This is a genomic window from Paenibacillus sp. J22P59 (genome assembly GCF_059383895.1).
Window position 1 is genome coordinate 383,317 of the sequence record NZ_JBXENX010000004.1, and the last position, 25,345, is coordinate 408,661.

Consider the following 25,345-nt stretch of genomic DNA (forward strand, 5'->3'; position numbering starts at 1 on the left):
CAAATAGGAACAGCCCACATCAATAACACCGCTGCTTTTAGTTGCAGCGGTGTTGTTGGTGATTCGCTTTGAAGTTAAATTTCTCGCCCGGCATTCATGCCCGTTCTATACATCTTTTCTGCTTCAATAGGGCTTTCTTTTGCCGTTATATAACTCGGAATAACTCGGCAGACTTGGACCGGTCCGCTGAACACGGCCGACCTATACTTGTCTACATGCTGCTTGGACAACGGACGATTATAATAGCCGGGAACATATTTATGCATCATTTCTTGAAGGACATGGGTCGCTTCGTCCAAATCCGTAATTGGCTCTGCCTGTCCAAAGATCATTACACTCATATAAGCCGTATCAGTTTTGGCAGGAACCGGGTCCGTAATCGTTCCGTACTCCTCACATACTGTAAAGCATACCTGTGGATTGTTAAGCATCACCTTATTACGCCTTCCATCTCCAGCGCCGTGGAAATATAGCTTTCCTTCCGTCCATACATAATTAAGAGGTACAACATAAGGGAGATTCCCATCAACCAACCCAAGGTGTCCTAATCTCGCCCTGCGAAGAAAGCTTTCCATTTTCTCATGATCCTGACACTCCCTGATCTTGTAACGAACGGATTCCATTTTTGAAATCTCCCCTTCCACTTATATAAGCTTCATCCCACACGAATCGCCCTAACGCTTATCGTCTTCTACACACCGCAACGACTACATTGCAATTACAAATGCTATTACGGTAGTATAGCAATGAATGGATTGCGTTAGAATATCCAAACTTTACGATTATAACAATCCATAATTATTGATTTGATGTTGGAGCTTCTATTTGGAGGTGTGCTCAATGATGAAAGTCATACGTAATGATAAGAGACCAATCTGGCAGCAACTGCTTGATCAGGCCATTCATAATATTACAACTGGAGTCTGGGCCGAAGGTGAATTATTAATTCCTTCGCGCGAGCTTGCTCACATAGTTGGTGTTTCTCGATCAACTATCCAGATCGTCTATGAGGAATTGCTAAGTCGAGGCTACACAGTTACATCTCGCCGAGGAGGAACGCGAGTCAGCAAATGGAATCAAGCTGCGGGGTCAACGAAGGAAATCGTAACAGATGGCCTCCTCCCCCCTTCGCTTCCCTTGTTGAACTCGGCGGTCGAGCAATTACATGACTGGTTCAGAGGCAAAGAGCAACGGGAAGTAACGATTGATTTCAGCCCTCATGAGCCCTATTTGGACGAACAATTTCAAAAAAACTGGCGACAATCGCTTCTCCACGCATCTGCCGCAATGGATGTATCCGATTGGGCTTACGGGAATGCCTATGGTCTCACAGCATTGCGTGAGCAAATTCAGCGTTATTTGTCACTTGAACGAGGCATTCATATTCAAACCAATCAGATCCTATTGACATCAGGTGCTCAGCATAGCTTAGACCTGATCGCACAATCGCTGTTAGCTGATGGAGATACGGTATCTGTTGAAGATCCCGGTTTCCCGGCATCTTGGATGGCGATGAAATATCGGCGCATGAATGTGGTGCCCGTTCCTGTCGATGAGAATGGACTTGTAGTTGAGGGTATTCATCCGCAATCCAAGCTGGTCTTTGTAACCCCTTCGCATCAGTGTGCGGTTGGGGTCGTGATGTCGGAGCCCCGCAGGCAGCAATTGCTGCATAAGGCCGCCAAAGAACAATTTTGGATCGTAGAGGATGATTATGATAGTGAGTTCCGATATCGTGGAGATCCGCTGCCAACGCTGTTCAGCCAAGCTTCTCCTAATACCTTGTACCTCATGAGTTTTTCTAAAATGATTGCCCCAGGCATTCGTATTTCAGCTATCGCTGGCTCTGCCCCGGCAATTGCTCAGTTAGCCAAGGTACAGGAGCTTACCTACCGCCATCTGCCAATCATGGATCAACTGGCACTAACTCAATTCATTAAGAGCGGGCATTTTATGCGCCATATGAGAAGAGTCCGAAATGTGTACCGAAGAAGGCACGAAGCCATGACAAAAGCGATTATGGCCAGCGGGCTAGGGGAGCGATTCACACTAAGCGGAGTAGAAACAGGATTGCATATGCTGCTTGAAGCTGAGGAGTCCTATGACGAAGAAGCTGTCACCGAGTTAGCCCTTCAACAAGGAATACGAGTCTATCCTCTTGGGCCCTATTGTCTGGACAGCACACGTAAGGGGTGGGTATTAGGGTTTGCAAAAGTAGATGAAGCCTCGATTGAACACGGGATTCATCGCCTCGCTGAGTTAATCTTATAAACGGCTTATGAAATGGCGGTTTTTGGATGAATAAAACCGCCAGCATAGTCCCAACCCCAGTTATTAGTTAGTTAGCTTTCCTGTGTAATTATTTTGTCCATCGGATTTTATCTCTATCGTACTGCTGCCGAGCTTTGTATGATCCTTGTAAGCAGTTATCTGAAGGATACCTTCAGTTGCTGTCGAATGTGACTGATCTCCTCCTGCCAATGGAGACCAATAGATGGTATCGCCTGACTTAACAGAAGCTTGCTCCCCCAGATCCACCACCTTGGAATCTGTCGGATTCCATAATAACAACTGCCCCTCTGAGGATTGTACTTTAATCATGTCTGCATCCTTACCAACGATTGTTATAGGAAAACCTGGTACACTGCTCATAAGCGTGGAATATTGACCAAGTGGAAAATCCACATCCGGTTTTACTAGCAAAGGGGTTCCATCTGCCGCATAAGCAGTAACAACAAACTCGCTAAATAAGGTAGATGAATTAGATAGGTCCCCATCATAAAACACAAATCGACCTCCAATAGCTATAATTAATATAATTATGCAGGAAACCGCAACCATAGCAACCTTACGAGAGAGTATTCGAACTGTGTTTGAAGGGCCTGTGTGACTCGTTCTAGGTTTGTTGATGATTTCTTGTTTGAGAATATGATCTGCCTTTATCTCATTCATTCCATTTACATACTTCGTTTTATTCGTCATCGTCAAACCCTCCCATTATTTTTCCCTTAAGAAGCTCTTTTGCTCGCTTTAGTTGTGTCCGAACTGTACTTTCTTTCAAGTTTAGAAGCTCAGCGATCTCAGCTGTTTTGTAGCCTTCATAATAATAAAGATGAATGACCATACGGTATTTCCGAGGAAGACTAAGAACAAGGACTACAACCTCCATACTCTCTTTGTGCGTATTAGGAAGAGGTACCTCTTCAAATGGTGTGAACAATTTCTTCCATGGACTTCTGATGATATCCTTGCATGTATTTATGGTTACTCGAATAATCCAAGCTTTCTCATGTTCGACATCGCTAAAGGAAAACTGATGCTTGAAAAGTTTAATGTATACCTCCTGACACACATCCTGCACATCCGCTAGATTTCCAAGGTGGGTCAGCGCCAGACGCAGCACCATATCAGCGTACTTGTTAACTAACATTGCTATGTGCTCATTTCTACTAATCTCATGACTATCCAACGGCTTCCCTCCCTTCATTCCAACACGTTTGAAATTAGACAAATGTTTCATTTAGTTAAAATAATTTACACAGCAGCTTATAACGCATGACGTATTCCATTTTTATAGCTACTGAAAATAATGGAAAACTGCTTGCCATTCATAGGCTCTCATAGCTTAGAAACAGAAAAGGCTATAGACGAACATAACATTCATCTATAGCCTCAATATAGTTTTTAAATACAGCATTAAAAGATTGGAATTACACTTTTTGAACCGCGAACCAGAGTTCGATATAGTTAAGGCCATCTTTAGCTCCGTACATTTCGAATTCTACTCCATCCATCTGCTCATAGCCCGCTGTAGGAAGCCATTCAGTGTAAAAGCGTTTATATAGCGATTCAATGATTTCATCGAACTGCTCCCAAGGATGGGACTCCGACGGGAAAATCGCCCATGTATGCGCAGGAATAGTCACCGAGGTATACTCATCCGAGTTGCTGGCTTTGTCTTTGAAGACACACAGCATGTACGGGAATGTATCTGGACCAGTCTTTCGGTAACTACACACTGCATGCACGGAATGTAAATAACTGCTCACAAACGATGGCAAATCACCCGCACACATTTCAAGCCTCTTCATATCGCCGTTAGCTATGCTCTGCTCCCACAGCTTCGCGGGTGTCTGTGGTTCCTGACCGCTCCCATCAACTTGAAATACACCTTCAATGCCGAACACTTCAAAGCTTCCCTTTGTTTCAATCCGATAATTCATTACCTCTGCCCCTTTAATTGTGATAAGGAAGGAAAGACGGGGTATGCTTTGAGTGCAATTCCCTCTTGCCGGGCCATTGCTGGCGTAATTCCGTGCAGCGCATAGAATGCCCGTGCGAACGAGACCGGTGATTCGTAACCATACTTTAGCGCTACATCAATTATCTTAGTGACCCCGCCGTGCTGCAATTCAAGCGCAGCAAGTGTCAGGCGCCTCCGCCGAATATATTCCGCCAGCGTCACATCAGTAATGAACGAAAACATCCGCTGAAACTGATACGACGAGCAGCATGCCCTGCGTGCCGCCTCCCTCAATTCAATTCCCTCGGTCAAGTTTTCTTCAATATAATCTAGTGCACAATTCATCCGCTGCAGCCACTCCATCTCATCCCCTCCTCTCAAAATTAAGTATAGCCAGAGCGAAAAATAGCCTCGCAACCATTTGTGCCCGAATAAGTTGCTTCGCTTTCATATCTGCCTAGACGGACAGTTTTACCCAAAACGAAATACTAAAACTTGAACGTGCACGGATTTAACTATTCAATCGGCTTGAAGCGATATGTCCATCGGACGCTCACTTACGCCGTTGAAGAAGATCACGAACAGTTCCTTGTACATTTGCCGTTTGCGATTCTCGTCCTGTTCCTCTCCCAGCCTTTGCAGTGCCTGACTGCTGAATAGACGGATATAGAATAGAATGGTATCGGTGGAGAGTGAACGGTTAAAGCAGCCAAGCTGCTTGCCTTCCTCGATAAAGGAGACGAATTGTGGAATAAGCTTAGCTTCATAGTTTCTGACGATCTCCGCCATCTCAGGAGCGTCGGAGAGAAACATATCAATGAACTGAATATGCAGGCTGTCGAACGTGCTAGAGCGGAGCAGCAGCTGCTCCAGCTTGTCCTGATAGGGGAGCTCCTCTTCACAGAAAGCTTCAAACTCCTTCAAATATTGATCCAGATAAGCTGCGAGGACGTCTCGAGTCAGATCATTCTTGCTCCCAAAATAATTATAAATCGTTACTTGCGAAACACCGGCAGTCTCCGCAATCTCCGAAATGCCGACGTTGCGTAACCCATGCCTCATATATAAATTAAGCGCTGCCTCGCAAATCGCTTGGCGCTTCTGTTCTCTTCGTCTCTCGAATCCATTCATACTGCACCTCATCCCAAATAGGCTATCCTCACTCATATTAACTCAAAGATATGAACTTTTTCAATCGAATGACTTCAAAACTATTGCCCTATTATGCAGCTAAAGCTATACTTTAATAAAGATATGAAATATATTATCATAATTATTTCATAAATTCGGCCCAGAGGTGAGTAAATGGCGACTTTCAAATTAAACGGCGCAACTATTTATTACGAAGAAAAGGGAAGTGGGCCCGCGATTATTTTTACGCATGGCCATTCGTTGTACCATAAACAGTGGGTGCCACAGATCAATTATTTCTCAGATTCGTATCAGACGGTCGTATGGGATGTTCGAGGACACGGGAATTCCTCCTTGCCGGAGGGTGAGGTTGATCCCGAGCTATTCAGCAAGGACTTGGCCGCGTTAATGGATAAGCTGCAGCTTCCGAATGCTATTTTGTGCGGATTATCAATGGGGGGACATATTTCGCTGCAAGCCGCTGTCCGTTACCCGGAGCGTGTGCGGGCGCTCGTTCTGATTGGTACACCGTTCACGAATACGTTTAATTGGTTCGAGAAGATCACTGCTCCTTTCAGCCGCTTCGCTACCCGTCTCATTCCGCTGAGTACAACAGCCAAGCTGACAGCGATGGCACTCTCTAAGATTACGCCTTCCAATTACAACCTTGTCATGGAAGCATTCGGGTTAATGACACACCGTAATTTCATACGTCATTGGGCTGGTAACCTGCGGATGGAAAGCAAAGACGACCTGGAAAAAGTGAAATGCCCTACCCTCATCTTGTATGGTGAAATGGATAATATGGTCGGACGGCAGCAGAGCGAGTTAAGATCGCGAATTCCAGAAGCAATCTCGCATCAGATTACGAACGCACATCATCTGACCAATCTGGACAACTCGAGCGAAGTTAATTACAGGATAGAAGAATTTCTGAACGAGATAAATGCAAATGAGACTACCTAAAGGCAGTCCCAAAGAAGGATAACAGCTATTGTACGGGAACCCAAGCGCCGCGATTATTGGCTGATTCACGCTCTGCCATTATAATCTCAATGCTGCCTTTCGTACTGGCAGGGGTTGCGGTCGCAAAAGGCATTCCTTGCGCGAGCGCTTCGGTAAAATATTTCAGCTGAAAATAATACCCATGATCCACAGGCAGCTGCGGACTGAAGCTTGCACCGTCATTCGGATTTACTTTGACCACAGCACCGTCGAATTGCAGATTGCCATGCTCGAAGTTCACCTTATAGCCCATTTCAAATCCGAAATCGCCATTCAGCGTCCAGTCAACATGAGCGGACACAATCTTGCTGTCATCATAGCGGTAATGAGTCGACGCTATGTCATACCCGCTTCCTGGAATGACGTTGCGCCCATTGCATGATACCGCTTGCGGCTTACCGAACAGCCAGTTGATAACGTCCGTATCATGCACATGCATGTCAAGCAGCGCTCCACCGCCTTTTTCCTTTTGCAGTACCCAAGGTCCCCATGATGGTGTACCGCCTCCACGATAGAAGTAAGCGCTCGTAACGCTGCCTAACTTACCGCTCATAACAAGCTCTTGCAAATAAACGTAAGCCGGCCAGAAGCGCAGGCATTGCCCAATCATCAGCTGTTTCCCGTTGGCCTCGGCAGCCGCAATCATTGCGTCGCATTCCTCGGCATTCATCGCCATCGGCTTCTCGCACAGCACGTGAACGCCGCTGTTCAAGGCTTGGACTGTCACATCGCGGTGGAGGAAAGTCGGCAGGGTAATATCGACGAAATCAAGCTGCTCCCCTTCCAGCATCTCTTGCACAGAAGTATATTTGTGAAAACGGCTGTAATCAATCTCGTGTTCTGTAGCCGTATCGATATTGCCTCCGTTCCCTCCACCATCCAGTTTCTCCTTGTCCGCATCACACAAGGCGACAACGCGAATTGGCGCACCCTCCCGCTCCAGGCGAAGATAGTTCTCCAAATGCGTCTTGCCCATAAAGCCTAGCCCAATCAATCCGATATTCAGCATTAGCGTTCCGTCCTCCCTAGAATCGCGTCCATCGCCGCGGATGTGTTATAGATGATTTGCTTCGTATGATGCGAGTAAGCTGGGATCATCTCTGCCGTTACATAATCGTCATAGCCAATTGTTTTCAGTGCTTGGATAACCGATGGATAATCGACATCTCCCGCCAACAGATCAACGAAGCCGTGCAGCCCGCCTGCTTGCCTGCGGTAGTCCTTGAAATGAACCTTTTTAATGCGCTTATTCAAGATAGATATCCAGTGCTCTGGATAGCCTGAGTAGACGACATTGCCGACATCAAAGTAAGAGCCTACATAATCAGAGCCGATTGTATCGATGAAGCCGCGCATTTCCAGCGGCGACAGCAAGAACTTATTCCATACATTTTCAATGCCGATCGATACACCGACAGCTTCCGCTTCCTTTGCCAGCTTCATGAAGGCCTCCAAGGCATTGTCATAGGCCCGATCATACGGCACTACCGGGGAGTTCGGAATAAAATCGACCCCCACCGCGCCCGGAACGATCAGAATCGTATCCACGCCGAGCACAGCTGCGAACTCCAACTGCGTCTTAGCGATATCTAGCGCTTTGCCGCGAACCTCTGTGCTCTCGCTGGTCAACGGAAAATCCCAATACATTCCGCTGGCTAGGCTGGATAAAGCGATTCCGGTCTGATCGGCATAACGACGAATGGCGCGAACCTCTGCCTCCGTGCTTTCCAGACTCAGTGCGCCCGTCTCGTTCATTGAAAGCTCGATGCCCTCAAAGCCGGCCTCCTTTGCAAGTACAATGCTATCCTCTATACTCATCCCTGCTGGAAACGACCATATGTTAATTCCTTTTTTCATCGTACATGCAGCCTCCTTAACTCTTAATAGTGCTAATTATATAAGCTGCGCGGTCGATCGCCTTTAGCAAATAAGCCGGATGTTTTGCACAATCGAAATCGAGAATATGATAGAATGCAAGCAACAAACATGTACGGAAAAGGAGAGGAATAGCCTATGGAATTCGCTCGGCATACACTGAAAGAAATGCTCGCAGTGCGCAAGCTGATTTCTTTCCACTACTTTGAATTTGCGAAAGGCTATCTTTTCGATGGAGAACAGCATGATTTTTGGGAGCTTCTATATGTAGATAAAGGCTCTGTTGAGGTAAGAGCGGATGATCGAACCCATCAGCTTGAGCAGGGCATGATCATCTTTCATAAGCCAGGAGAGTTTCATACCGTTCAAGTCAGCGAGCAGCATAAACCGCCTAATGTATTCGTGTTGTCCTTTGAATGCACCTCTCCTTATATGAGCAAGTTCGAGAACCGGCTGCTCAAGCTGGGGACACAGGAGAGAAACCTGTTATCTTTGCTGCTGCAGGAAGGCTTCCATTCCTTCGAGCCGCCTTACGATAATTCGCTCATCCACGAGCTCGTCAGCAATTCGGACGCCCCGTTTGCTAGTGAGCAAGTGATGCGAAACTATTTGGAGACGTTGCTCATTCAGCTTATTCGTAGACTAGATGAAGAAGATTGTAAGACATCGCTCGTTACGCGGAGGCCTGCTTCCTTTCAGACCGAGAAGGCAGAGCAGCAAACCGCTGAGCGAATTATTGCCTTTATGCGCAAGCATCTGTCTGAACAGCTTACTCTTGAAAAGCTATGCAAAGAAATGCATCTCGGCAAAAGCCGGTTGAAGGAAGTCTTCCATTCGCAGTCGGGAACCGGCCCAATTGACTATTTCAAACGATTAAAAATCGAAGAAGCCAAAATGCTTATTCGTGAACAGCCATACAATTTCACAGAGATTGCCGCTATGCTCGGTTACGGCAGTATTCATTATTTTTCCCGTGATTTCAAAAAAGCGACCGGCATGTCTCCATCGGAATATGCACGAACAGCCAAAGCTCGTGTAAAGCTGGAATATACGGAATAAATGCAAAGAGGTTGTCTCAACTCAATAGGTCATTCTGATCTTGACCCCTTTACACTTAGAATAAATCGGTTATCTCTCGGAAATAAGATTAAACTATACGATTCTAATAACTAAAAACCCAGTCATACACAAAAATAACGTGTTTGAATGGGTTTCATTTTATATTTAATGATTACACCATGTTTAGCCGGATTCCTTAATCCGCCTGATTTCTTGTACGATTTGCTCCTTGAGGCTCTCCCTGAGCGAGTAAATGACCGGTGCCGAAGGGATATCGAATTTCAGATGGGAATGAGGAAGTTCCGTGAGCATGGTGCCGATCGGGTTGCCTTGCCTGTCACGAATCACGTTCCAGAATATTCTCGACCTATTATCTTCCGTGCCCCATTTCTCAAGGGAATTTCTGAAAAGCAAGCGCTTGGCGATAACGAAATCATCCTCTTCGAGCTTATCCATAACGCTGAACCCAGCATCTTCCAACTGTTCGAATATGACAGGCATAAGCCTATCCAAATAAAGACCATAGGCCGCATCTTCGATTTCAGCAAAATCAGCCGTCAATTGTTCATACATAGATTCGTACAAAGACTTCCACTTAGACGTGATATAGCTGTTGGCCACCTTACCTATCTCTTCGATCGTCATGTCTTGCTGGAAGAATCCTTTCTCCACAAGCAAACGCCTCCTTCTCTTCATTTCAACTTCATTGTACAACATGCAAGCAAATTGGAAGGTTAAGCAACCAAAGAGAAGGAATATCAACCATTTTCACAGAAAACCTTATAAACGTGTATAATCTCGTTCTAATTTTAATGTAATGAGGAGAGATGATGAGTTGGAGATGCGTCCCAAAAAAATGGCGGCGAAATTCATGATTAGCGCCAGTACGATAAGGAATTACGAGGCTAAAGGTCTACTACCTCCCGCTGAACGCTCATCGAATGGCTACCGCATTTATACGGACCAGCATGCAGCCTATCTGTCGTGTATCCAAGCCATTGCCCCAGCATTCGGAATGGAAGTGACTACCGCGGTGCTTCGTTATCTCCATCAGGACAAACCGCAAGATGCAATGTGGAGCATTAGGGAAAAAGAAGTTGCTTTGTATGAGGAGAAAGAGAAATTAGAGAGGTTAATCCAGGATATTCGAATATATGCTAACGAGAAAAAATCTCCGAATCCTGAAAAGGCGTTCACTATCAACGAAGCGTCCGAGCTGACGCAGGTTCCCAAATCAGCGATCCGCTACTGGGAGCAAGCAGGATATGTAACGGCGGATCGGGACCCTGACAACTGTTATCGTCGATACAGTGGATCTCATCTGCTAGTAATCAGATTGCTTCAAATGCTGCAAAGCTCCGTGTATTCTGAAGATACCGTGAATTTCAAGCGATCCATCGCCGCGGCTGAACATAAGGATCTGCATGGAGTCATGAATGTGGCTATGAATGTCAGGACTTATCTAGATAAGATCATCGAATCCCAAATGCACGCAGTATCCCATTTATACCAATTGATTCAGTTCACGAAAAATCTTCGACGCAGCTAGGATCATTCAATAACAGTTCTTTCACTTGGCTAAAATGAAAAAATCCGTTTTCAGTATAAAGATCACCTAACAAAATAGTCGTTACTCCACAATCGATATATTCTTGTAAATAGTCGGCAACCTCTTGATAACTGCCCACCAAATAAGGATCCGTGCTCATTCCACTGGAATAAGCCCCCATCCAATACACATTATCGTAAAGCGTCTGATTTAAGGCCAAATCTACCATTTGCTTTGAATTCTCTGAGGTCAAACTTTTTTTTAATATCATAGATAGTCTGCCTGATCGTGTTTCCGGGAATAGCTTTTCCGCATCCTTCCAGGCCTCTTCAGACGTAGGGCGTGCCAAAACTGCAATTCGTATACCCAGATTCAATCTAGTGCGGTCAATGTGGCTTACATACTTTTCTTTGAATGAATCAATCGGCTCGGGACGCACTAACGCTGAACCGGCTTGCGCATGTGCTACCCTAATACTATCCTTCGATGAACCTGGTACGAAAAATTCAGGCATATGTAAAGGATTGAGACCAGGTTTAAGACTTACGCCGTTAAATTTATAGTATTGTCCTGAATAGTTACACGATTTCCCGGTCGAGGACAGCAATTCCTTGAGTACGGTTATGTACTCCTCGATTCTAACGTAACGTTCCGAAGCACTTAGATATTGATTGGCACTAGCCTGTTCTGTTTCACTAACACCCGCAATTAAATTAAGACAGACCTGTCTGCCATAGAGAACACTGATGGTAGATACCATTTTGGCTACCTGAAGGGGTGACATCACATAGGGCTGTGTCGCAATTAGCGGAACTAATCGATCCGTTTTTTGAATGATGCGAGAAGCTGAAAGCCATGGATCTAACGAACTGTGGGAATAGTAGAATAAAGCACCATAGAATCCGTACTTTTCTGACCACTCAGCAATGGAGTCCATTACTCTCACTTGATCTTCAAACTCCATGAATCCGGGAACTTCACTAAAAAACCGTATACTTTGACTCATGTCAGCGCCTCCAGTACAACATATATTCGGTACGGAAAGAAAAGAGAGCTCTCCTCTCAATCGCAGATAGTTGTAGATTATGAGCGTCTTCAGAAGCTGGAGAGACAGAACAAAGAAATGTAGGAGGAACTAGACATCCCGATGCACTTCTTCACAAAAGAAAGAAAGTAATCTATGCGTTCATGCATAGACATCGTTGTCGGTACAGTGCGGAGAAGTTATGCCGGGTCATGTTAGCGGCAAGAAGCGGTTACTGCAATGGTTGAAGCGAGTATCCGTCATCATTTTAAAGCGGAGGCAGAGCAGGGAACTTCGATTTGTTTCTGTTTCGTGTGGGGTGAATTTCAACTAAACGACTTTTGTCAACTTGATGTCCATCCAAGGGACCCAAATATCGTCATTGCCTAACAGCTCCCAACTTCCGGTTAAGGTGCTGCTGTCATTACTAAACATACCTGTGAAGCGCTCCAATTTCCCCGTAATGGTCCAGCTAGCATCAAGCAGACTCGCTTGGTATGTACCGACGCTGCCTCGGTTATCATATGAATGCGTGAAGTAATTCTGACTTACACTATCATAACCTATGATTTCGACGGTCTTAACCTCTTCGTCCCCCATATATCCATCCACGTGATGAATAAGGAAGAACCCACCAGGCATCCATTCATAACTATCCGTTGCTTTCAGCTTGGCAGCTGGCCCAGATGCACTCGCCTTAATCAGTCCTTCCGTATTCCATTTGCCTTCAAACACATTCAATCGAGTAAGAGCAGGATGCGGCTTGGATGGATCTTGTGGAGCAAGGGAAGCATTCTTCTCGGTCATTAATAGGTTCCTCCTTCATAATCAGGACGATTGCCATCTAGATGAATAGTTTTTTAATCTACATTACTACAGATGATGCAATTTGTTATCATTTGTATTTTAACTTCCTTGGCATAAATTAGTAAATTCAATAAAAACATATTTTAATCCTTCTTTAATCGGGGTGATATGGCAATATTTTTTCAAAAGCTTCGTTGAAGAAGAATTTGTATTAAGTAAGATTCTTTCTATGCATCCGATGCACCTGGCCGCCAGTTCACTTCCTGGGCCCATCTCTGCGCCTGTTGAAGAATGTCCCACACAATCGGACCTTTCCCTTCCACATATGCTGGTCTATCGTGATAATACAGGCTCATCAGTCGATGCTTCTCGGCAACGTACCGCGTTCGGCTATCCTCATCGTTACGTAAATAATCACGGAACAACAAAGTCAACTGCTCCCCGACACTGCCGCTCTCCCGCACATGAACATGGATTCGCCGCATGCCCGGCGTTTCGCGAAAATATCGTTTTGTCTTATCCGGATTGTCCGCTCGGTACATAAGCCCATTCGAAGTAAGCTGTTTGACGAACAATGCATCGTCGTCGCGGTTGTGGACCGATACTTGAATGTCGACGATCGGCTTAGCCGCAAGTCCCGGCACCGATGTCGATCCAACATGATCGATACGTAGGGCGATTGAACCTAGCGCCGTCCGAATGGCTGCACCTGTTACAGCGAACTCCTCCAGCCATTCAGGATTATACGGTGAAATTCTCCACTGCTTGTCCATGACTCCTCCTTACCGTTGGCATTAAAGCCTTAACCATCTACCAACGTTCCCCCACTGTTTTACCATAATGCTATCCTGCCCGTTACTTCAATGAAAAAAAGCAGCCCCTCATGAACTGCCCTACTGCTAGTCACTTCAACAATAGGATGCATTCCTTGAAGGGCTACCTCATTTACCAAGTAATCCGACCACTCGTTCGTTTGTAACTGTGCAGGATGTCGTATTTCTCACTCCGCATCAGTCGTTTCATCTTTGTTCTATACAGACGATAATCATCTTTTCTTGCTGCCGTACATTCTTTGTTGAAATAAACACTCTTGATTCCTTTACGGAAATCCTTGAGCTTCTCTTTTCTTGGATCTTTGGGCTTATTGCGGAGCTCCAGACTAATCTGTTTCTCAGCTTCCCAGGATTGAATCTCTTCTCGTGTAAACATCTTCATCCCCGTTGTGCCGGGTTAAATTTTGGCTGTTGAAGCCATGACCTTAGACACAACTAATAGAAGAAGATCTTCGGATTGAACATTAAATCACCTCTGATTGTATTCACCTTTATTTTAACATTTCTATAACTATCCTGCCCGCTATCAGACTGCCTCTATTTTTACGCTCCACAAACAATCAGTGTAGTCTAAAGTTTCGGCTTTTTCGAGCCTATTTCATTTATTGATAGCGAGTCACTATCTGCCTGTATAGATTTTGTAGTTGACTACGCTTTCATTAAGGATGTATTATAAACTTAATTGATGAATATAAACGAATTTAATAAGTGTAATTAATTATTTATGTTTTAAAACTATCGTTTATGTTTATAATATAAACTTAATTAGGATGAAAGAAGCGTGATTACCAACAATGAATGTAAACTTGCCGAGTACGATTCGTAAAATGAATAAAGAAATTGTACTTAATATTATTAAAAACACTGGTCCACTATCTCGATCCGAAATTTCCAAGCATTCTGGCATTACGAAAGCAACCGTCTCCGATATTGTGAAGGAGCTGATAGAGGAAAAGCTGATTTATGATGAGAAGGATGACGCTGACTCAAGCAAGCGCGGCACCAATCTGCATTTTTCTAAAAATGCTGCTTATGGCATCGCCGTAGATCTGGGCGGGACAACGATCCACTTCGGACTATTCAATCTAGCTGGTGAATGCTTTATGGAGCATACGGTTTCAACCTATGAGCACACAACGAGTCAGTCCTTTTTAGCGCACATGGTCATTGATTTAGAACGCTTTATTGCCCAGTCGGGCCAACCGATCGAACGGCTCTCCTTCATTAGCATAGCAACGCCGGGCATTATTAATCCTGTAACCGGTGTCGTACTGGAGGGTTCGCCGAATTTGCCGGAATGGAACAACATTGATCTGGCACACTATATGAACGATGCTTTCCATGTCCCTGTTACCATCGAGAATGACGTACGTGCTGCACTTGTTGGTGAAATGTATAAGGGAGCCTTTCAGAACGTAAGCTCTGCTGTATTAATTGGAATAGGAACCGGACTTGGCTCAGCTATTCTTCTGGACGGAAAAGTCATCCGGGGTGCCCAGAATGCAGCTGGTGAGATTGGTTATATGCTTTTCAATCAAGCTCAATTATATGCTCCTTCTGACAAAGGTCATTTTGAAATGTCCTGCTCTGGCTCTGGGCTAGAAGCTGCTGCTCTTGCCTTGCTTCATAAAAAGCTGTCTGCAAAGGAAGTATTTCACCAAGCACAGCAAGGCAATATACAAGCTAGATACTTGGTTGAGCAGTTTGAAGATCACCTTGCAATGGGAATTCTATCTATTATATCTCTTATCAATCCCGAGAAAATTCTACTCATGGGTGGCGTTACGCAATCTTTACAATTAGACGAGCTTAAGAAAAAAGTTAATCTTCATACAACAAATGTAACGAAGGTTTCCATTGAAATCTCAGAATTACAGCATCATTCTGCTCTTCAAGGCATTGCTATATTGGGCTTGAATCAGACCTTCCCGTCCCTGCAATTTATGCAAGACAAACAGCTTTACTAAGAACGAGATAAGGAGCGTGAAGCAATATGTCAGGCATTCAACTACACCCGCATGATATTTTAGATGAAGGTATGCCTCAAATTATGTCCTATATCAGCAAATTAAAGGATGTTAACTATCTCTTCCCAGAAGTAAACACCATCTTCGAACGAAATCCGTATCCGATTGGCAAGCTGCCACGGAATACCGTTCATGAGGTCGTCTATGGAACAGGTACGATGCACGCGATTCTTCCTTCTTACATGGATTCTGGTCTGGATCAACGAAGAGAGCCTGGCCTATCAGCGGAACATGACCCCCTTAGGATAATGAAAGAAGCATTACAAGGTGAGGAGTATGAAATCATTCCTTGGTTGAATATTCTTAATGGCCATTTCGAAGGCTCTAAGCTTGCGAATAATCTCGTTACGGATTATGAGGGCAATGTCATTCCGCATTGGTTATGCCCCAATGGACCCGATGTAATTAATTTTTGGGAGAAGGCCTTTGTTGATCTATATACGAATTATGGATTTACCTCTTATATGATAGATCGGATTCGGTACCCTGATTGGTCAGGCCAAGAAGTTAATCCGAAAGGATTATTAACTTGTTTTTGCTCGCATTGCCAAGAAAAAATGGTTCAACAGAACTTGGACGTAAACGCGATCAAAGAGGCTTTGCATACCTGGTCCTTACAACTGAAGAACAAGCAATTTGATGCGGCCATCTCTTACGCTCAGCACAATACGCTTATCCAAGCATGGATCGCCTTTCGTCAAGAAAGTGTGTCTGGTTTTGTAGAAAGATTAATTACACGGGTACGGCAAGTCAATAATGACTTTACCATTTGGCTTGACCTCTGGCCGCCTGCCTATAGCTGGATGCTGGGACAGGATTACGCAAGCTTAACCAAGCTCTCTCCTGCCCTAAAGCATTTTCCTTATCACAAGCTAGGCGGAGGTGCCGATGTACAAGGCTTAATTCATCACTTGGCACATACAGAGCAAGAGCAAGAAGAGGCTTTCCAAGCCTTCAAAACCTTTTTCAATCTCCCTTATGACCTGTCGTATGAAACCTTCAAAGCAGAAGGCTTTCCGATTCAGTTCGTAGCTGATCAGAATAACATTGTTCGTGCACAATCAGACCCAGATACACGGATTTTTAGCGGCATTCAAATGTGGAACTTAACTCCGCAGAACCTGATCGAAGCGATTAAGGCGGGAGAACACAGTGCGGCAGATGAGCTGCTTTATTACTGCTACGGTTGGGCAACCGATGATTTATTTGATGCAATTGAGAACCATCATAGAGAGGGGAAATAACCCATCATGCAAAAACTACAACGTCCCATCATCTTCTTCCTAATATTCGCCACGATGTTCGTACTAGGCGGCATTCAGAATACGAAGGGTATTATTTTAGAAAAAGTGCAATATGATATCCAACTGGACCTTAGCCAAGTAGGTCTTATGGTTACGATCTTCCAAATCGGATTTTTATTAGCCAGCCTGGTTGCCGGAATCTTTGCCGATCGCAAAGGGATTAAAGTCGTCATGATTCTAGGTACGGTGCTCATGATGATTGGCTTAGTAGGCACAAGCGTTGCCTATACCGTCTCCTTCTTCCTAGGCTTTTATCTCATTGTAGGGATAGGGATTGGATCAATGACCGTATCAGTAGCCACTTTGATTCCAACCTTCTTCAAAGAGCGCGCCGGTGTTATTTTCAACTTGGCTAATGCCTTGTTTGGCGTCGGCATGATCGTCACCCCGCTCATTCTTAATGTGATCTTTGCTCAGAACATTAGCTGGCGTTTCTTCTATATCGGTGTTGCCGTTCTGATTGCCCTTATTTTATTCGCCTTGATTTCCTTCAAGCAGGCTCAGAAGGAGTCTTCTTCCAGCCAATCGGAAATCACGCTCACATCCGTTTTACAGTTGTTTCAGAATCGTCAAATTCTGCTAGTTATTCTATTCATCCTCTTTTATGTCGCAGCTGAAGCAGGGTTCTTGAATTTCTTCCCGATCTTCTACACTTCTCTTAATATTGCAGGGATGGATGCAGCAGAGAAGGCATCTACAGCTGCTTATATTATTGCAAGCTTTGCGTTCTTATTCACAATCGGTCGCTTCGCCGGCGGCTACATTATTTATAAGCTTGGGGAAAGACGCACCCTTATTCTATTCTCGTTATTTGCACTTGTGTCGCTAGTCGCTGGCCGTATCTTCATGACGGACTTCAGTTATTTAATGATGCTGTTCGGTCTCGCTATGTCTGTCCTATTCCCAACCGCGCAAGGCATTGCCTCCAAGCTCTCCAAGCACGCAGGCTCTTTGCAAGGCGTGATCTATGTTGCCTCTGGCCTAGGCGGAGCAGTTGTCGGTATTCTCGTCGGACAAGTATCCAAATCCTTTGGCATTCATAATGGCTTTAATCTAATTATTATTTTTACAGCGCTCATTTGTGTATTAGCTCTTCTTATTAAAACACCGAAGCAAGTGACAGAATAACAGTCGTATAGAAACAAAGAAGGCATCTGTGCTGGCACAGATGCCTTACTGCTGTTTATTAATCTATTTTGACCGCTCTATAGGACAAAATACCCCGTAATTAATTTCGTGGTTCAAGCTCATGATGTCTGTTTTATGGACTCCAATAAATAAGGTTCGATTTGATCAATTAATATTTTTGTTTCATTAATGGTATCAAGAATTAATTCGCCTGTCACATGCTCTATCTTAACGTTCTTGTAATGTTCTTTAAGATCGGATAGATTAGTAATCAACTGATTGGGCAACGGGTTCACGCTGCGGGAAGCTAGTCTTTTCGACCAAATGAACTCATTACTGCATGTACAGTAAATTGTTTTAAATGTCGCGCCTCTTTCCTCAGCCCAGTTTTTTAATCTTAGTACGTCATCACTATTATTTAACCCATAGTCAAGTATGATTGCGGCAGAAGAATCAATAACTGTTTGTAAAAAACGATACAGAAAATCAAAGCATATTTTATTTCTTGACCCATGCTCGGTAACAAATCCCGCAACCGAATCATAAATATCATCCTTGTGCAAAACAGGGATGTTTATTCTCTTGCTTAGTTCCTTTGATAATGTTGATTTCCCAGTTCCAGACATTCCCCTCAATAATATGATTTTAGACATATAACCTCTCCCTAGACTTTTATTGCAGGTACAACAGAGGCGACAGTGAGCCTTTACTATTCATTGCGATGTTTATCGGTTGATATTATGCATTATTGCACTGTAAAGAAAATCTGCTAAATCCTCATTACCGTATTGATTAAAGAAGTTTTTGAATCGCGAATCGAATTTGTAAGTATGGGCAATACAAGCCAGTAACTCTTCATCACATGTCATGAATTGCATTAAAATTTGTTTCCACTCCTCGACTAGTCGCTGAACTTCATCGGAAGAAGGGTCTAGATCCACAGATGCCGCAATTTTTTTGAATATTTCCTCCATGGATTGAAACCGTTTCTCTTTATCATCTAGTGATAATTTATCCATCGTTTCATTAAACTCTTTATACGTTTCTGTTTCGCCATAAATGAATCTAGCCTCATTCGCATATTGTTCCTTCAATGGCAAAACGGAAGAACCCTTGAATATTTGCAAATTGCTAATATCTTTCCCCGAAACGTATTCTTCGAGAGCTTCCATGATGGTTTCTAGTCTTTGTTTTTTCAATAATAAGGTTTGACTTTGCTTGTTTAATATTTGTTTCTGTTCTTGCCTGGTCAGCTTTAAAATGTCCGCAATTTCTTTCAAGGAAAAATCCATTTCCTTTAAGAACAAAATCGTTTGAAGCTTTTCCAAACTGCTTCGATCGTATAAGCGATACCCTTTTTCCGTCAGAAGCGTCGGTTTAAATAAATCAATTCTATCGTAATAATGCAGGGTCCGGCTTGTAATGCCTGTAATCTGAACAATATCTTTAACGGCTAATAATGGTTTCTTCATCCCAAAATCCTTTTACTTCGTCTAGTATTTGAGCAGCAGGCGTTATAGTGGCCTCAAAGATCGTTTTCCCTGTTTTTCTTAAATAATATTGGATTAAATAATAGCCGCAAGCGTAACCCGCGCTATAAGGCATATTAACCGGTTCAAAGTTTTGAAGCTTGGCGATCTCGTCACCGTATAGATACGGAGCAAATTTATCAAACCCTGTTAATTGCAATTGCTCTCTTAGGATAGGCTTTATGCGCCTGTTAAGTGTGTCTGCGTTTGTTTTCGTTACCCAAGGACCTAGGAACTCTTCTCCAAACATGAACGTAGCATAGTTTTCAGCTAATCCTTCACTTACAATGAGCTCGCCTAAATTAACAGTGTGATCCCACTGAATAAATTGATATCGCACATTATGGTTGCATTCGTGTGCCAGCGCAGCCTTCATTCGAGGAATTGTGTACTCATTTGGCAAGAGTGTACCCCAGATAAACCCGGGAATGCCACCGAAGCCGCTATATCCTTCGTTTATTGTTAAGGCACGGCTTTCCGGATTCCCTAGTTGAATGGTTAACAAATATTCGGACACAGGTAGACTTATTTGATGTTCGATAAATAGACTAAGGCTTTTCCTTACAGCTTGCTCACACTCTGACCAAAAACTCTCTGACGAAATCAACTCTATCTCAGGTGAAATCTGTTGGGTAATCTGATCAGGAGATCGATGCATTATACTATTAAACGTAACAACGTCAAAACCATTCTCCTCTTCAGCTCTAAAAGGGATCTGTTGAATTTGCCATTGTTTCATAAAAGGAGCCATCATTTCGTTTCTGAATAACTCAAGTTTTTCCTCGGGCGCAGCTTGGGCGACTTTTTGATAAATTTGATCTGAACGTAATGCTTTTATGTTCATATCTCTCACTCCTAGTTATGTACTCATAGCAAGAATTATGCACTATGACCTAACGTCATAGTCAAGAACTTTAAATCAAATAATGGAAATTAGGTGCTTGATGCTTCTTCACATACCTCAAGAGTGAGTTTGAGCCTCCGTTTTGCCATCTCAACCACTCCCGATTACAAAATAAAAAATGAGGCTGCCTGAAGGCAGCCCCAAAGAGGAATTATGTTGTTTATTCTGGGTGTCGAATCTTAGTCTACAGATGAGCTGCTACCTATAGCAGTATTTTCTGGTTATATGAGTTTAACATTTTATTTTCTTTTGACATCATGTTCAGTGACATTAAAGTTAGTGTCTGAAAACGCCAGTAAAATCAAGGGATTTCGAGTTTTTCACCCCTCATTAAAGATGGTTTCTAAAATTTATTTGTAGCTTACTAGGCCTAAACAGATCGCATTACGTGTATTGGTCTCCATTCCTGTTCTTTAGTTGCATTGTAAAGTTCACATACTTTATTAACAATTTTGTTCTCTTCATTTTGCACATAATCCCACAAATTATTGTACCTATTATTTTGTTTAAGTACTTTAATAAAGTTTGCTTCAGGTGAATTATCATTCAATGAAGAATTTTTTGGTTCAACTTGTATCAGGTGCTGGTGATCTTAGACAGTATGCCCATGGACGTCAATTATTGCGTAAGACAGATTTAAACCTGGCCGAAAGCACTTCGGGGAAACGAAAGGGACAGATCGTATTTTCTAAACGGGGCGATGCTACGCTGCGAAAATATCTGTATCTGGCCACGCTCCAACTGGTTGGGGATCATCCTATGTTCCGACAGCTGCATGAGAATAATGTCCAGGTCAAACAAATGAAAAAGCAACATAAGACGGCTTCAGAAGGATGGTTAGCCCGACATAAAGGGTGGAAAACATCGCGTATTCATCATACGTTATCGGAACATGAGAGGAAGTTTCTGTACCTTTGTAAGTGGTCTGATAGGATAATAGACATCCATGAGCAATGGCCATTATTACCTATCAAAAAAACAATTGAAATCGCGGAACAACTTGGAATTAGACATGCAAATGTGAATGGAACACTTATAATGACTACTGATTTTAGACTCACTCTTCAAAATTTAAACGAGACTGTTGATGAGATAGTAACGGTCAAACCAAAATCGAAGCTCGATGATCGTACTCTTGAACTTTCACAGATTCTGTCCCTCGGTTTTAAGGGTTTATCTTACATATACTCACTCATTCGCAGGATTTCGTCGCCTTGGAATACAGTTGCTATTCGAAAAGCAAGCTCATTAGACATCGTTATGCCAATCCTGGACATGCAGGAACAGAAGAAGCGTGTGGAACAATTCCCTAAGTGAGCAGGCTATCTTTTCGATAACCTACTCGTTGTTCATGGTTTTTGATCCTGCACCTTAACTTAATGACATTGCCCCATCGGGTGCCCTTTAATTTCGCTCTGTAGATGATACGGTGAACCGTAACATAAGCACCGGCAATTTTTTTAGAAAAGTTGACTCACATCTTTACAAACCGACGGTCTGTATTTATACTGAGTTTATCTAATTATGTTCTAGGAGGGGCGACTTTGAAACAAGTTGAACGCAGGAGCCAGACGATAAGACGACTGATGGATGCGACCAAGGAGCTAATAATGGAAAAAGGGTGTCCTTCCATCACAATGAAGGACATTATGAACAAGTCGGCTATGTCCAAAGGCGCAATCTTTCACTATGTAAAGAGTAAAGATGAAATTTTTATCTGGGTGCTGCAGGAGCGTCTTGAAGAAACAAACGGAAGATTTATGAAAGAAGTAGAACAAGGTAGCGGAAGTTTCAATGAACCGATGCAGAAGATTAAGGAAAGCATCATTGCTTACGAAAATCTGCATGACGTAACGAACAAAGTGTTGCTGTACTTGCTTGGAAAAGAGGAAGATCCCATGGTCGCGGAAGCATTGAAGAATTACTACGATCGATCTGTCTATTTGGCCAAGAGGTGGATTGAAACAGGCCAGAGGTACGGAGTTATTTCAGAAGCGGTTGATGCGGAGAAAACAGGGGACATGTTCACACTTATGATAATTGGACTAAGAATTCGCTCAAGCATTCCACAGGCACAGGGGGTTTTAAAAGCTCAAGATTTATCGGAGTTTATTAGTGCTATCTTAAATGGCGGAAAACGGGAAAAGGGTGAGGAAGTGTGAACTTGTGGTTAACCTTGCATTTGATTGGCGTCTTGCTGATGGTTGGAAATATCATTACGGCGGCATTTTGGAAAATTCGAGCCGATCTAACCAGGAATCCGTTAGTCATTCATCATGCTGCCAAGAATGTCATGGTCGCTGATTATTTATTTACGGTACCGGGTCTTGTCCTCATTATTATTTCAGGCTCTGTGATGGCTGGAAGATCGGGTGTTTCGTTATTGGGACTAAACTGGCTTACCCTTTCACTAATCTTATTTGCAATTACCGGGATGATTTGGATAGCCATTCTTATTCCGCTGCAGCTCAGAATGATCAGATTCAGTGCAGATAGTGTAAAGACAGGAGCGATTTCTGAGGAGTATCGACGCACTTCCCGCCAATGGGCTATTTACGGCAGCACAGCTACATTTCTGCCGCTTATTATTCTTTACCTAATGGTGATGAAAGGATTGTAATAGGATTGTATGATTTCATTCGTATCGGAGGTAATCCTGTGGAACCACTCATTGTTCTTATTAGTGTTACGATTTCAATTTTCATTGCGGGAATTGTAGGAGTAAAACGCCTGCGTTCATGGCCCGTTGCGCTTCGAGGGGGTGTTGCAGCGATGTTTATTCTGACAGGCACGGTTCATTTCTTTTGGTTGCGGGAGGAACTCATTAACATGGTACCGCCTTTCCTTCAATATCCAGATTTTATCGTAACAATAACTGGTTTACTTGAGTTGGCAGGAGCTATAGGTGTACTATGGCGGCCCACTGTCGTTTGGGCATCTGGAGGGCTCTCCCTTCTACTGATTTTCATGTTCCCTGCAAATGTATGGTATGCCGTTTCAGGACTCTCAACTAAATCGGCTGATGCTTTGTTTCCCCGTACCTTATTGCAATTCGTCTTTCTCTCCGCAAGCCTTGCCATCATGATATTCTACTATCGTCAACGGTCTGTGAGGTAAAACATATAGAAGAATAGAACCATAATAGGAGTGGATGTTGCGTCTAGAACATTACGAATAAAGTGCGTTTGACATCGTCGCCAAGTTAGGTTTCTAGGTCTGTAGATTGAGGATAAATCCGACAAGAAACGGTTACGGAACATGTTTTGGCTTAGTAAAATGAAATAAATATAGCTAAACTGCCGTTATCATTTAAATCTTGATCGAAATTATCATTTGAGAAGTGACTTCTTTTCCAAGATCGAATTGACTTTACTATAACAGGCATAAAGTGTTCGGATTAACACTGTGATAGTCAATGAAAAATGGTGTGAACCACAGAAAGGTGAGGAAAATGAATAATAAGGAGTCGATTCGTCGACAGATTCAAACTCCGTCATCCAGCGGTTCAACTTTTCAAAACCTTCCATGCAGAATGAGAGATGTCGTTTGGAAACCACGATTCCTCGAAAATTCGTAGCTTGTGCTACATGCGTTTCTTTGGCCATGTCGATTCCTATGACGAGATGCGAGGTGGTAATTCGTTCAATCCGTTGATTTTGTGCGTCTGTTTGCTTAAACTTCATAGTAAGAGCGCCTCCTTGATATGTTTTCAACAAACTCATCATACCGAGGCGCTCCTTTTTTGACAAAGGCTATTTCTTAGCCTTAACAGGAATGTTTAGTTGAATAGTCATGTGCCCAATCTGTCTGTGATAGCTACAACTACCATTTTCATTCCACCCTGCATTGCTTAGAATGTTATCGCCGTTACCTTGGCTAGTTTAAGTGCATCTTCAATAATTTTTCCTCTTAGTTGCGGTGACTTGTTATGACCTTCAGCGATAACCTTCGTTATATCTTGTATTCCGAATAATTTGAAATTGTTTATTACATAATTGACTGCCATTTCGAATGAAGCTGCCTCTCCCTCGGAATAGTAGCCACCGCGAGCATTCAGTAACGCTACCTTCTTGCCTGAAGCCAATCCGACCGGGCCTTCCGGCTTATATTGAAAGGTGACTCCTGCGCGATTTAAATAATCGATATACGTATGCAATACAGCAGGAACGCCAAGATTCCATAACGGAAACCCGATGACGATCTTATCTGAGGCCATAAACTGATTTAGGTACTTGGTTGCAATATCCGTCACCAGTTCTTCCTCTTGAGTAAGCGTCATTCCTTGAGCGGATTTGAATGCGCCATTTATTAATGAAACATCTAGGTAAGGTAAGTTTTCCTTGAATAAATCAAGCTCTGTTATCTCATCTTTAGGATGGGAATCCTTATAACTTTTCAGAAAAGCATAAGCTTATTCACTTGACCGTAACATTAATGTCAGGGTGTATAATTAAGTCACTAATGTAAAAGGAGCCGATGCAGTTGAAGATTGGGGATTTGGCGGAGCGGACTGGAAGCAGCATACGATCACTCCGTTATTATGAACAAAAAGGGCTGCTGGCGCCGATACGACAGGATAACGGATATAGGGAGTATTCTGCTCTTGCAGAAGAGCAGGTTCGGACGATCCAGCTGTATTTGAATCTCGGACTGTCAACGGAGCAAATAGCTGGTATCCTGAATTGTGTCATTAAGAACAAAGAATCTTTCTGTGAGGAAGTGCTGCCGATTTATCGAAAGAAGCTGAAAGAGATTGATACACAAATGCATTTACTCAGCGTGATAAGACAGAACTTGATCGACCGCATCAATTCTATTCTAGTGGATCGAGCACAGTCCGGGCAGTAGGAAAGTCATGAGCATGTGAGCGGTTAACGATGTATGTGTAGTGAAGGGAGTTTGTTGGTATTGAATATGAATGCGTATT

General features: G+C 43.4%; 28 protein-coding genes and 3 pseudogenes. 13 read left to right on the top strand and 18 right to left on the bottom strand.

Annotation, left to right across the window (positions count from 1 at the left end):
* Nucleotides 1-74: 74 nt before the first annotated feature.
* Nucleotides 75-623 (bottom strand): pyridoxamine 5'-phosphate oxidase family protein, encoded by a 549-nt coding sequence (locus AC50YO_RS09035; RefSeq protein ID WP_494846261.1) that lies wholly within the window; start codon nucleotides 621-623, stop codon nucleotides 75-77.
* A gap of 217 nt (nucleotides 624-840) precedes the next feature.
* On the opposite strand from AC50YO_RS09035, the gene pdxR reads away from it, so the two are divergent.
* Nucleotides 841-2,271, top strand: a complete 1,431-nt coding sequence (gene pdxR / locus AC50YO_RS09040) for a MocR-like pyridoxine biosynthesis transcription factor PdxR (RefSeq protein WP_494846262.1) — start codon at nucleotides 841-843, stop codon at nucleotides 2,269-2,271.
* 63 nt (nucleotides 2,272-2,334) lie between these two features.
* Here the strand turns inward: pdxR and AC50YO_RS09045 are convergent, their stop codons facing one another.
* From AC50YO_RS09045 to AC50YO_RS09065, 5 genes are all read right to left on the bottom strand, one after another.
* Nucleotides 2,335-2,982, bottom strand: a complete 648-nt coding sequence (locus AC50YO_RS09045) for a hypothetical protein (RefSeq protein ID WP_494846264.1) — start codon at nucleotides 2,980-2,982, stop codon at nucleotides 2,335-2,337.
* Nucleotides 2,972-3,469, bottom strand: a complete 498-nt coding sequence (locus tag AC50YO_RS09050) for an RNA polymerase sigma factor (RefSeq protein ID WP_494846266.1) — start codon at nucleotides 3,467-3,469, stop codon at nucleotides 2,972-2,974. The genes AC50YO_RS09045 and AC50YO_RS09050 overlap by 11 nt, the downstream gene beginning before the upstream one ends.
* Before the next feature lie 241 nt (nucleotides 3,470-3,710).
* Complete coding sequence (locus AC50YO_RS09055) at nucleotides 3,711-4,223, bottom strand: GyrI-like domain-containing protein (protein ID WP_494846268.1); 513 nt, start codon at nucleotides 4,221-4,223, stop codon at nucleotides 3,711-3,713.
* Entirely contained in the window at nucleotides 4,223-4,606 is a 384-nt protein-coding gene (locus tag AC50YO_RS09060) for a helix-turn-helix transcriptional regulator (protein WP_494846270.1), read from the bottom strand. The genes AC50YO_RS09055 and AC50YO_RS09060 overlap by 1 nt, the downstream gene beginning before the upstream one ends.
* Nucleotides 4,607-4,762: 156 nt before the next feature.
* A complete protein-coding gene (locus tag AC50YO_RS09065; protein ID WP_494846274.1) occupies nucleotides 4,763-5,374 on the bottom strand; it encodes a TetR/AcrR family transcriptional regulator in 612 nt (203 codons plus the stop codon).
* 174 nt (nucleotides 5,375-5,548) lie between these two features.
* Between AC50YO_RS09065 and AC50YO_RS09070 the strand changes: the two genes are divergently transcribed.
* Nucleotides 5,549-6,340: an alpha/beta fold hydrolase gene (locus tag AC50YO_RS09070; protein ID WP_494846279.1), complete on the top strand. Its 792-nt coding sequence runs from the start codon at nucleotides 5,549-5,551 to the stop codon at nucleotides 6,338-6,340.
* A 25-nt stretch (nucleotides 6,341-6,365) separates the two neighbouring features.
* Here AC50YO_RS09070 and AC50YO_RS09075 read toward each other — a convergent pair whose 3' ends face one another.
* Nucleotides 6,366-7,388, bottom strand: a complete 1,023-nt coding sequence (locus tag AC50YO_RS09075; RefSeq protein ID WP_494846281.1) for a Gfo/Idh/MocA family protein — start codon at nucleotides 7,386-7,388, stop codon at nucleotides 6,366-6,368.
* Nucleotides 7,388-8,236, bottom strand: a complete 849-nt coding sequence (locus AC50YO_RS09080) for a sugar phosphate isomerase/epimerase family protein (RefSeq protein WP_494846283.1) — start codon at nucleotides 8,234-8,236, stop codon at nucleotides 7,388-7,390. Before AC50YO_RS09080 ends, AC50YO_RS09075 begins: the two co-directional genes overlap by 1 nt.
* 156 nt (nucleotides 8,237-8,392) lie before the next feature.
* Between AC50YO_RS09080 and AC50YO_RS09085 the strand changes: the two genes are divergently transcribed.
* Nucleotides 8,393-9,313 (top strand): AraC family transcriptional regulator, encoded by a 921-nt coding sequence (locus AC50YO_RS09085; RefSeq protein WP_494846287.1) that lies wholly within the window; start codon nucleotides 8,393-8,395, stop codon nucleotides 9,311-9,313.
* A 183-nt stretch (nucleotides 9,314-9,496) separates the two neighbouring features.
* Here the strand turns inward: AC50YO_RS09085 and AC50YO_RS09090 are convergent, their stop codons facing one another.
* Nucleotides 9,497-9,985, bottom strand: coding sequence for a DUF6022 family protein (locus tag AC50YO_RS09090; protein ID WP_494846292.1), 489 nt, complete (start codon nucleotides 9,983-9,985; stop codon nucleotides 9,497-9,499).
* A 145-nt stretch (nucleotides 9,986-10,130) separates the two neighbouring features.
* Between AC50YO_RS09090 and AC50YO_RS09095 the strand changes: the two genes are divergently transcribed.
* A complete protein-coding gene (locus AC50YO_RS09095) occupies nucleotides 10,131-10,862 on the top strand; it encodes a MerR family DNA-binding transcriptional regulator (protein ID WP_494846294.1) in 732 nt (243 codons plus the stop codon).
* Here the strand turns inward: AC50YO_RS09095 and AC50YO_RS09100 are convergent.
* The 4 genes from AC50YO_RS09100 to AC50YO_RS09115 form a co-directional block, all read right to left on the bottom strand.
* Complete coding sequence (locus AC50YO_RS09100; RefSeq protein ID WP_494846296.1) at nucleotides 10,837-11,868, bottom strand: LLM class flavin-dependent oxidoreductase; 1,032 nt, start codon at nucleotides 11,866-11,868, stop codon at nucleotides 10,837-10,839. The genes AC50YO_RS09095 and AC50YO_RS09100 overlap by 26 nt on opposite strands.
* 348 nt (nucleotides 11,869-12,216) lie before the next feature.
* Nucleotides 12,217-12,693, bottom strand: a complete 477-nt coding sequence (locus tag AC50YO_RS09105) for a DUF1579 family protein (protein ID WP_494846301.1) — start codon at nucleotides 12,691-12,693, stop codon at nucleotides 12,217-12,219.
* A 227-nt stretch (nucleotides 12,694-12,920) separates the two neighbouring features.
* Nucleotides 12,921-13,466: a GrpB family protein gene (locus AC50YO_RS09110; RefSeq protein WP_494846305.1), complete on the bottom strand. Its 546-nt coding sequence runs from the start codon at nucleotides 13,464-13,466 to the stop codon at nucleotides 12,921-12,923.
* Nucleotides 13,467-13,638: 172 nt separating this feature from the next.
* Complete coding sequence (locus AC50YO_RS09115; protein WP_494846309.1) at nucleotides 13,639-13,902, bottom strand: hypothetical protein; 264 nt, start codon at nucleotides 13,900-13,902, stop codon at nucleotides 13,639-13,641.
* A 418-nt stretch (nucleotides 13,903-14,320) separates the two neighbouring features.
* Here AC50YO_RS09115 and AC50YO_RS09120 point away from each other — a divergent pair, with 418 nt between their 5' ends.
* Genes AC50YO_RS09120 through AC50YO_RS09130 form a run of 3 tightly spaced genes read left to right on the top strand, consistent with a single transcriptional unit; the run spans nucleotide 14,321 to nucleotide 17,985 of the window.
* Entirely contained in the window at nucleotides 14,321-15,493 is a 1,173-nt protein-coding gene (locus AC50YO_RS09120; RefSeq protein ID WP_494846312.1) for an ROK family transcriptional regulator, read from the top strand.
* Nucleotides 15,494-15,519: 26 nt separating this feature from the next.
* Nucleotides 15,520-16,797, top strand: coding sequence for a hypothetical protein (locus AC50YO_RS09125; protein ID WP_494846315.1), 1,278 nt, complete (start codon nucleotides 15,520-15,522; stop codon nucleotides 16,795-16,797).
* A gap of 6 nt (nucleotides 16,798-16,803) precedes the next feature.
* Entirely contained in the window at nucleotides 16,804-17,985 is a 1,182-nt protein-coding gene (locus tag AC50YO_RS09130) for an MFS transporter (protein WP_494846317.1), read from the top strand.
* Between the two features lie 119 nt (nucleotides 17,986-18,104).
* Here AC50YO_RS09130 and AC50YO_RS09135 read toward each other — a convergent pair whose 3' ends face one another.
* The 3 genes from AC50YO_RS09135 to AC50YO_RS09145 form a co-directional block, all read right to left on the bottom strand.
* A complete protein-coding gene (locus tag AC50YO_RS09135; RefSeq protein WP_494846322.1) occupies nucleotides 18,105-18,638 on the bottom strand; it encodes a P-loop nucleotide/nucleoside kinase family protein in 534 nt (177 codons plus the stop codon).
* 72 nt (nucleotides 18,639-18,710) lie between these two features.
* Nucleotides 18,711-19,457 (bottom strand): MerR family transcriptional regulator, encoded by a 747-nt coding sequence (locus AC50YO_RS09140; RefSeq protein WP_494846326.1) that lies wholly within the window; start codon nucleotides 19,455-19,457, stop codon nucleotides 18,711-18,713.
* Nucleotides 19,432-20,358, bottom strand: a complete 927-nt coding sequence (locus tag AC50YO_RS09145; protein ID WP_494846330.1) for a DUF2268 domain-containing putative Zn-dependent protease — start codon at nucleotides 20,356-20,358, stop codon at nucleotides 19,432-19,434. Before AC50YO_RS09145 ends, AC50YO_RS09140 begins: the two co-directional genes overlap by 26 nt.
* A 633-nt stretch (nucleotides 20,359-20,991) precedes the next feature.
* Here AC50YO_RS09145 and AC50YO_RS09150 point away from each other — a divergent pair.
* The 5 genes and pseudogenes from AC50YO_RS09150 to AC50YO_RS09170 all read left to right on the top strand — a co-directional run.
* Nucleotides 20,992-21,231 (top strand): annotated as a pseudogene (locus AC50YO_RS09150) (transposase); the annotation flags it as partial.
* Between the two features lie 126 nt (nucleotides 21,232-21,357).
* Nucleotides 21,358-21,735, top strand: a pseudogene (locus AC50YO_RS09155) (TnsA endonuclease N-terminal domain-containing protein); the annotation flags it as partial.
* Between the two features lie 227 nt (nucleotides 21,736-21,962).
* Nucleotides 21,963-22,580, top strand: coding sequence for a TetR/AcrR family transcriptional regulator (locus AC50YO_RS09160; RefSeq protein ID WP_494846334.1), 618 nt, complete (start codon nucleotides 21,963-21,965; stop codon nucleotides 22,578-22,580).
* The gene (locus AC50YO_RS09165; protein WP_494846338.1) at nucleotides 22,577-23,038 is read left to right on the top strand and encodes a DUF2269 family protein; all 462 of its coding nucleotides are present in this window, start codon (nucleotides 22,577-22,579) and stop codon (nucleotides 23,036-23,038) included. The genes AC50YO_RS09160 and AC50YO_RS09165 overlap by 4 nt, the downstream gene beginning before the upstream one ends.
* Nucleotides 23,039-23,076: 38 nt before the next feature.
* Nucleotides 23,077-23,535 carry a DoxX family protein gene (locus tag AC50YO_RS09170; RefSeq protein WP_494846342.1) on the top strand — a complete coding sequence of 153 codons (459 nt, stop codon included), beginning with the start codon at nucleotides 23,077-23,079 and terminating at the stop codon, nucleotides 23,533-23,535.
* A 371-nt stretch (nucleotides 23,536-23,906) separates the two neighbouring features.
* Here AC50YO_RS09170 and AC50YO_RS09175 read toward each other — a convergent pair.
* Nucleotides 23,907-24,101 (bottom strand): annotated as a pseudogene (locus AC50YO_RS09175) (IS110 family RNA-guided transposase); the annotation flags it as partial.
* Nucleotides 24,102-24,268: 167 nt separating this feature from the next.
* Nucleotides 24,269-24,817: an FMN-dependent NADH-azoreductase gene (locus AC50YO_RS09180; protein ID WP_494846445.1), complete on the bottom strand. Its 549-nt coding sequence runs from the start codon at nucleotides 24,815-24,817 to the stop codon at nucleotides 24,269-24,271.
* 83 nt (nucleotides 24,818-24,900) lie between these two features.
* Between AC50YO_RS09180 and AC50YO_RS09185 the strand changes: the two genes are divergently transcribed.
* Nucleotides 24,901-25,266: a MerR family transcriptional regulator gene (locus tag AC50YO_RS09185; RefSeq protein ID WP_494846349.1), complete on the top strand. Its 366-nt coding sequence runs from the start codon at nucleotides 24,901-24,903 to the stop codon at nucleotides 25,264-25,266.
* The last annotated feature ends 79 nt before the right edge of the window (nucleotides 25,267-25,345 follow it).

Bases quoted from the DNA above. Each gene is read 5' to 3' on its own strand.
- AC50YO_RS09035 (WP_494846261.1), bottom strand. From the start codon at position 623: ATGGAATCCGTTCGTTACAAGATCAGGGAGTGTCAGGATCATGAGAAA.
- pdxR (WP_494846262.1), top strand. From the start codon at position 841: ATGATGAAAGTCATACGTAATGATAAGAGACCAATCTGGCAGCAACTG.
- AC50YO_RS09080 (WP_494846283.1), bottom strand. From the start codon at position 8,236: ATGAAAAAAGGAATTAACATATGGTCGTTTCCAGCAGGGATGAGTATA.
- AC50YO_RS09125 (WP_494846315.1), top strand. From the start codon at position 15,520: ATGTCAGGCATTCAACTACACCCGCATGATATTTTAGATGAAGGTATG.
- AC50YO_RS09045 (WP_494846264.1), bottom strand. From the start codon at position 2,982: ATGACGAATAAAACGAAGTATGTAAATGGAATGAATGAGATAAAGGCA.
- AC50YO_RS09145 (WP_494846330.1), bottom strand. From the start codon at position 20,358: ATGAACATAAAAGCATTACGTTCAGATCAAATTTATCAAAAAGTCGCC.
- AC50YO_RS09135 (WP_494846322.1), bottom strand. From the start codon at position 18,638: ATGTCTAAAATCATATTATTGAGGGGAATGTCTGGAACTGGGAAATCA.
- AC50YO_RS09130 (WP_494846317.1), top strand. From the start codon at position 16,804: ATGCAAAAACTACAACGTCCCATCATCTTCTTCCTAATATTCGCCACG.
- AC50YO_RS09115 (WP_494846309.1), bottom strand. From the start codon at position 13,902: ATGTTTACACGAGAAGAGATTCAATCCTGGGAAGCTGAGAAACAGATT.
- AC50YO_RS09095 (WP_494846294.1), top strand. From the start codon at position 10,131: ATGAGGAGAGATGATGAGTTGGAGATGCGTCCCAAAAAAATGGCGGCG.
- AC50YO_RS09065 (WP_494846274.1), bottom strand. From the start codon at position 5,374: ATGAATGGATTCGAGAGACGAAGAGAACAGAAGCGCCAAGCGATTTGC.
- AC50YO_RS09140 (WP_494846326.1), bottom strand. From the start codon at position 19,457: ATGAAGAAACCATTATTAGCCGTTAAAGATATTGTTCAGATTACAGGC.
- AC50YO_RS09100 (WP_494846296.1), bottom strand. From the start codon at position 11,868: ATGAGTCAAAGTATACGGTTTTTTAGTGAAGTTCCCGGATTCATGGAG.
- AC50YO_RS09110 (WP_494846305.1), bottom strand. From the start codon at position 13,466: ATGGACAAGCAGTGGAGAATTTCACCGTATAATCCTGAATGGCTGGAG.
- AC50YO_RS09120 (WP_494846312.1), top strand. From the start codon at position 14,321: ATGAATGTAAACTTGCCGAGTACGATTCGTAAAATGAATAAAGAAATT.
- AC50YO_RS09075 (WP_494846281.1), bottom strand. From the start codon at position 7,388: ATGCTGAATATCGGATTGATTGGGCTAGGCTTTATGGGCAAGACGCAT.
- AC50YO_RS09055 (WP_494846268.1), bottom strand. From the start codon at position 4,223: ATGAATTATCGGATTGAAACAAAGGGAAGCTTTGAAGTGTTCGGCATT.
- AC50YO_RS09105 (WP_494846301.1), bottom strand. From the start codon at position 12,693: ATGACCGAGAAGAATGCTTCCCTTGCTCCACAAGATCCATCCAAGCCG.
- AC50YO_RS09060 (WP_494846270.1), bottom strand. From the start codon at position 4,606: ATGGAGTGGCTGCAGCGGATGAATTGTGCACTAGATTATATTGAAGAA.
- AC50YO_RS09085 (WP_494846287.1), top strand. From the start codon at position 8,393: ATGGAATTCGCTCGGCATACACTGAAAGAAATGCTCGCAGTGCGCAAG.
- AC50YO_RS09070 (WP_494846279.1), top strand. From the start codon at position 5,549: ATGGCGACTTTCAAATTAAACGGCGCAACTATTTATTACGAAGAAAAG.